This is a genomic window from Phyllobacterium sp. P5_D12, from assembly GCF_054049495.1.
Map to the genome: position 1 here is coordinate 1 of NZ_JBFUMG010000251.1, position 6,218 is coordinate 6,218.

The following is a 6,218-nucleotide window of genomic DNA, read 5'->3' on the forward strand; positions in this document are numbered from 1 at the left end:
GTACTCAGCAACACACGGCTGGCTGCTGTGGATCCACATGGGATTGTCGAAAAGGCTATACCCTTGGCCCAGACGGTCGGCTGCGTCGTCTACATGGCTTGCTCTGTCGATGCGCCCGGAAAAGTCCGGCACAATGGTGGAAACAAGCTGATTATCGGCTACGCGGACAACAGCCAGGTTGACGGGCTGGACGAAATCAAGGACCTGCTCAACGCGGCAGGGTTTTCATGTCACCTCACCGCGGCCATACGCAATGATATCTGGCACAAGTTGTGGGGTAACCTCAGCATCAATCCGATCAGCCTGCTTACGGGCGAGACAAGCGACATCATCATCAATGATCCTCTGGTCTACGAACTCTGCGTCCACATGATGCAGGAAGCTGCGGCGATAGGCGAGGCCATCAATATTCCGATGACTGTGTCGACAACGGACATGATCGGACGAGCCAAGTCCTTGGGCGCGTTTAAAACATCGATGCTGCAAGACACAGAAGCTGGAAAGCCCGTTGAATTGGATGCCTTGTTAACGGTAGCACATGATATAGGAAAGATCGTCGACGTGCCGACGCCGTTTATCGACAGTGTGTTGGGCTTGGCGCGATTGCGCGCTCGAAAGCTGGGGCTTTTCGACAGGGCCGCATAAAAATTATGCGGGGCAAGGTCGGGAGCGGATGCCAGTTACTGACACGTTTAGGCAACCGATACCTATGTATACTTACGCCTCGGGCAGATTGTTTGTAACCCTTTTGTTGTGCCTGTCGAACACCGATAGGCTTGGTAGTTCCCCCGGCTACCACGCTTCAGTTTCCCCCGGCTGAAGCACGGACATTCCTCCGTTGTGTCCGCAAAAGACCGCCTGGGTCGTCCTCTGGGCGGTCTTTTGTTGTCGAGGGCGAGAAACACCAGGAAGGGTAGAATGAAGCAGAATGCTTGCAGCCGCGTTCAACTCGGTTCTGACATCCGGTGCTCTGATCTCCGGATCATCGGCTTCTCCCCACGGGCACAAAATTCACCGCGGCCAAGTGCAAGGTCTCCCATCAAAGGGACTGATGAGATGCAAGGTTTGACAGAGGTTTCGTATTGTCGTTCACCGGATTGGAATCCCTCGATGTTCACTCGCTCGCTATTTACTCTCGCTGCTCTTGCGGTTTTTTCGGTTTCCGCGGTCGCTCAGGACATTCCTGCACAGCTTGCGCCTCCGCAAGGTGCCACGCTGCTAGGAAGGTACGCCGCGAAGGGCGTTCAGATACGTCTGTCGTGTAAAAGGGATCACAAACGAATGGGATTTCAAAGCCCCCGAGGCCGAGCTTACCGACGCACGGGGCAGGCCGTTCGCCAAGCACTATGGCGGTCCGACATGGGAAGCGGACGACGGCTCCAAGGTCGTCGGCAAGGCCTTGGTAACCGAGCCCGCACCGAAGCCGGGCGCGGTTCCCTGGCTGTTACTGTCGGGGGATTCTTCCTCATCGGGGATACTTGGCGGGGTACGTTTTGTCCAACGGGTGAACACCGTCGGCGGAGCTAGACCGACCGGTGGGTGTCCGACTGTCGGATCAGAGCTGCGTGCCGATTACACGGCCGACTACATCTTCTATAAGTGATTATCCTCTCTGATATCGGCTTAGCGGATTGCGTCCAGTGCGGCGACGCCGCTGGTGTATCGGGGAGATCTCCAACGGTGCTCAATGAGCCTTCGACAAAGTTCACTGGGCCAGGCAATGTTCGATGCGATCGATCACTTCTTCGCAATCAAAAGGTTTTTTAGAATAGGCAGTAGCCCCAGCTGCCATGACCTGCCTGTGTATGCGGTCATCCTCGAATGCCGTAATGAATATGACGGGCGTGGTGTCGCCAATCCTGCGCAGCGTATCGAACAGCTCTACGCCGCCCATCCCCTCCATCTGCACATCCGTTATCAGGCAGTCAATTTCGATGAAGTCTCGTTGAGCCAGGAAAGCCTCAGCGTTTGCAAAACCGTGGACCTCGAGCCCATGGGAGCCGATCAGATTCTCCAAGGCAGCGAGCAGGGATGCGTCGTCCTCGACGACAGCTATGGATTTCAGGTTGGACAAGGAAAGCCTTTTTCGTACTCAACGCGCTCTAACAACACTCCTCACAAATGCGCCCAAGCCCGACGAAATTCAATCATACTCAAGTTTAAATGGTTTACATTCGGCTATTACGTTTTCAGGTGAGGCAGGATCGTCTCGTATCTCTTGACAAGCTCGGCAAGCGTCCGCACTCCCATCTTCTCCATCACATGGCCGCGATGGATTTTTACCGTTATTTCACTGACGCCCAGTTCGCCGGCAATCTGTTTGTTCATGAGGCCTGTCGTCACCAAGGCCAATACCTGGCGTTCACGAATTGTCAGTTCCTCATACCGCGTCATAAGCTCGCATATTTCATCATCGGCAGCTCGGCGGCTCCGGTCCAGCGCCAACGCATTGGAAACTGCATCGAGCATGTCCTGGTCGCGGAACGGCTTAGTGAGGAAATCGATCGCCCCCGCCTCGCCCGCACCGACATCGGAACATCGCCGTGGCCCGTCATGAAGACGATCGGAATGTTGTTGCCAATCTTCGCCAACTGGTTCTGAAAGTCGAGGCCACTGACACCCGGAAGCCGGATATCCAGGACAGGGCAGCACTCCGGCGTGCCCTTTGCAAGACGAAGCAGGAGTTCCGATGTTGAACCGAACAGCTCGACATGCATTCCGACCGATTCAAACAGATTGCGCAACGCTTCCCGCAAGTGCACGTCGTCGTCGACCACAAAGACAAGTGGGGATGTTGGCTTTACCATCAACAGGCCTCCGTTTCCCTGGGAATGGTGAATTCGAATGTTGTTCCCGCGCCCTGCAGGGAATTCGCGGTAATGCTCCCTCCATGGGCAGTCACGATGGAGCGGCAAATTGACAAGCCCATTCCCATGCCGTCCGGCTTGGTCGTGTAGAAGGGGCTGAACAGCTTTTCCCGGGTTTCAGGTGTAAGCCCCGGCCCGCTATCGTGAATCTTCACGAGGGCCGCGCGTTCATCAGAAATCGACTCTATCAGCAGTTTCCGAATATTTGCCGATGCCTGTGACATCGCCTGAATAGCGTTCAATACCAGGTTCAGGATTACTTGCTGCAGTTGTACCCTGTCACCACAGACCTGCGGAAGATCGGCAGCCAAAGCGAATTGCAGGCTTACCCGATTGATATCAATTTCCCTTTGGACCAGCGCAACCGTCTCTTCCAGAACCTCGTTCAGATTGAAGTGTGATGCGACGGGGGACGATTTCTTCGACAATGCGCGCAAGTTCTTGATGATCTCGCTGGCGCGTTTGGCATCGGCTACCATGCTCTCCATCGAAGATTGAACTTTCGCCAGATCCGGCTCGGCACGTTTCAGCCAACGTAAGCCTGCCGCCCCATTGGCAATCATGGCAGCCAACGGTTGATTGAGTTCATGGGCGATCGACACTGTCAATTCGCCAAGCGTTGCGACCCGGGAAACATGCGTCAGTTCCATTCGGGCGGAATGAAGCTGGTTTTCGGTTTCTCTCCTCGCGGTTACATCCATGATGCTGACAAGGACCATGTCGAGAGCCGGACGATCCGCTGGAAAKGCAACGTTGTAGAGAACAGTGAGTTGTGTGCCCTCTGCATCRTTKATCACCGTTTCAGCTTCATAGCTGGTCTKCCCGGCCCATATYGCTGCGAGGAACTTCCATGACTTGTCCATATCCGCGGTGATAATAGTCGGCAGCATCCTCTCCAGCGCATGGATGTCTCCGACATTGAACATCTTCAGAGCYGTYTCGTTCGCGTTGATCAGCCGTACGGTTTTCGGAATATTGTGTACAAATCCAGGATCAAGTTCCTGCGCTTGATCGATGTCCCGTGCGCCGCCGCTCTTCAGCTTTTCAATGGCGTCTTTAAAACCTCTGAAATCCATCTGGAGTATGCCCACACCCGTCGCCAGAAAAATGGTACGGTAACGCAGTTCACTTTCGGCCAGGACATTCATTGAGGTTTTCAAGCGGAAACCGAGGAGTGTTGTGATAGCAATAGCAGCAAGGCTGACCAAGCAACGTCCAACGTAGTCCTCGAATTCAGTAAGATTGTCCCCGTGCGATATCAAAAAGCTCAGCAGGGTAAGTCCCATGCAGGCCGCGCCGATCAGTACTATGCCAATCTGGCCCGCAAAATTAAGGGCCAACAACACCACGGAGACGTAGAGCACGGCGATGGCAATGTCCAATGTCGTGAAAGTGTCCAACAGGAAAACCGCTGAGGCGATGAGTGCTGCAGCGAGAGGTGAAAATCTAGACATGCGATTCCTTGTAAATTACACAGCTTGGATGTTCGCTGCCGCTGGAAGGGCATTGCATTTGCAGCCCCGAATGCCAGCGGTCACAAACCAAAGTATGACCCTGACAAACCAACGCATTGTCGCCCGCACATCTGTATGATGGATCATCCAGCGTTGCGTCGTTACCACCATAACGCGAGTTGCGAAAGATTGGCAGCCATGAAGGTCAGTTCAATACTTGATCATCCTATTCTGCATGACCGTTGCAGCCTTGGTGACGAACCTACTTACGACCTAATAAAATGTGATACAAGTGTTTCATTTTACGGTTTCGGTGGTACGGTGCGCCTATGAGAGAAGGGGACATTGAGACGGCGCAGCGCTGGTTGCTCCTGATCCATCAGCTGCCGACGAAGCCAGCCTACTTCCGGGTGAAAATCTGGCGGCGACTGCAAGGTATCGGTGCGGTCGCGGTCAAGAGTACCGTCTATGCGCTCCCCGCTAACGCGGAGACTCAGGAAGATTTCGAATGGCTCCTGAAGGAGATCGTCGACGGCGGCGGCGAGGCGCTGGTGTGCGAGGCGCGTCTTGTCGATGGCCTTTCTGATACACAGGTGCGTGCCCTGTTCGATTCGGCGCGTGACGCTGACTACGCGGAGATCGCCAAGGAAGCGCGCGACACGATTGCAAGGCTGGATACCGATGCAACCACCGAAAGGCTTGCGGAGGTCCGCACACAACTCGGCCGAATCCGCAAACGGCTCGCCGAACTCGTGAGCATCGACTTCTTCGACGCCACGGGTCGCCTTGCTGTGGAGGGATCACTTTCCGAGCTCGAAGCTCGGGTCACGGAGGATAACGGGATGGCCAAGAACCCATCAAAGCCTGCCGATCCGATCACGGAACTCAAGGGCAAGACCTGGGTGACGCGCCGGGGCGTGCACGTGGATCGTATTGCCTGCAGCTGGCTGATCCGCCGCTTCATCGATCCCGACGCAAACATCCGCTTCGTGGCGGGCAAGGGATACGCACCGAAACCAGGGGAACTGCGCTTTGACATGTTCGAAGGCGAGATCACCCATGAGGGCGACCGCTGCAGCTTCGAGGTGATGCTGTCCCGCGCTGGAATAACGGATACAGCGCTGCAGGCTATTGCCGAGATCGTCCACGATATCGATCTCAAGGACGGCAAGTTCGGCCGCGAGGAAGCGCCGGGCATCGCCAGTCTGATCGCCGGGATCGCGATGACGAACGAGGATGACCCGCAACGGATAGAGCAGGGAACTCCCCTCTTCGACAATCTCTATCAGTATTTTCGCAAGCAAAACGGACGATAAGATCAAGAATGGCAATCTCCAGGGTACTACCACGTCTTCGGCAATGTCAGGGCGGCGGCATGGGCGGCTTTCACTCGGGCCAGTCAATTGGCGGCGGTATGGGAGGCATGCCTTCGGGGCAGTTTATTGGCGGCACCCACCAGAATTTTGCTGGCAGCGCCCCCGCAACTCCAACCGCACTAATCTTCCCCGGTAGACTGTAGGCCCACGCAGTCAGTCGTTCACGTGAGGGGCGCAGATGGACGAAAAATTCAGTGGGCCAAGCAACAGCCACCCCGGGCAATACCGATATTAGATTGCATTGAACGAATACGAATCTGGTTATGCCAAGCGACGAGAGAGCGCCATCCACGCGTTCTCTTGTGCATTTTTAACCCAATTGAGAAATACCCGATTTTCGGAATGAAGACCTCCTCGAATAGACTGTGAAGGTCCGCTTTGCGCCAATAGCTGACTCTCATCTGGCCTACCGCAAAGCTATAGGTCGAGATACACGTCTGAAAGGTAAAGGCTCTCAGCTCCGGTCGTCGTCATCGAATGGCACAATGGGTGACCTGGAAAAAGTCGGAGAACTCAATGCG

The 6,218-nt window shown here is 55.1% G+C and carries 4 protein-coding genes and 2 pseudogenes; 3 read left to right on the forward strand and 3 right to left on the reverse strand.

All coding sequences use genetic code 11. From position 1 onward, the window contains the following. Window positions 1-645, forward strand: a 645-nt coding sequence (locus ACXJ5O_RS16070; protein WP_457300765.1) for a 2-dehydropantoate 2-reductase, incomplete at its 5' end; no start/stop codon positions are given. Between the two features lie 613 nt (window positions 646-1,258). Then, window positions 1,259-1,603, forward strand: a pseudogene (locus ACXJ5O_RS16075) (DUF3455 domain-containing protein); the annotation flags it as partial. A gap of 102 nt (window positions 1,604-1,705) precedes the next feature. On the opposite strand, the gene ACXJ5O_RS16080 reads toward ACXJ5O_RS16075, so the two are convergent. The 3 genes and pseudogenes from ACXJ5O_RS16080 to ACXJ5O_RS16090 all read right to left on the reverse strand — a co-directional run bounded on the left by ACXJ5O_RS16080 (window position 1,706) and on the right by ACXJ5O_RS16090 (window position 4,321). Beyond that, complete coding sequence (locus ACXJ5O_RS16080) at window positions 1,706-2,074, reverse strand: response regulator transcription factor (RefSeq protein WP_457300766.1); 369 nt, start codon at window positions 2,072-2,074, stop codon at window positions 1,706-1,708. 107 nt (window positions 2,075-2,181) lie between these two features. Continuing rightward, a pseudogene (locus ACXJ5O_RS16085) lies at window positions 2,182-2,807 on the reverse strand (response regulator transcription factor). Then, window positions 2,807-4,321, reverse strand: coding sequence for a sensor histidine kinase (locus tag ACXJ5O_RS16090; protein ID WP_457300767.1), 1,515 nt, complete (start codon window positions 4,319-4,321; stop codon window positions 2,807-2,809). The pseudogene ACXJ5O_RS16085 and the gene ACXJ5O_RS16090 overlap by 1 nt, the downstream one beginning before the upstream one ends. A gap of 329 nt (window positions 4,322-4,650) precedes the next feature. On the opposite strand from ACXJ5O_RS16090, the gene ACXJ5O_RS16095 reads away from it, so the two are divergent. After that, window positions 4,651-5,637, forward strand: coding sequence for a chromate resistance protein ChrB domain-containing protein (locus ACXJ5O_RS16095; protein WP_457300768.1), 987 nt, complete (start codon window positions 4,651-4,653; stop codon window positions 5,635-5,637). Window positions 5,638-6,218 lie beyond the last annotated feature (581 nt).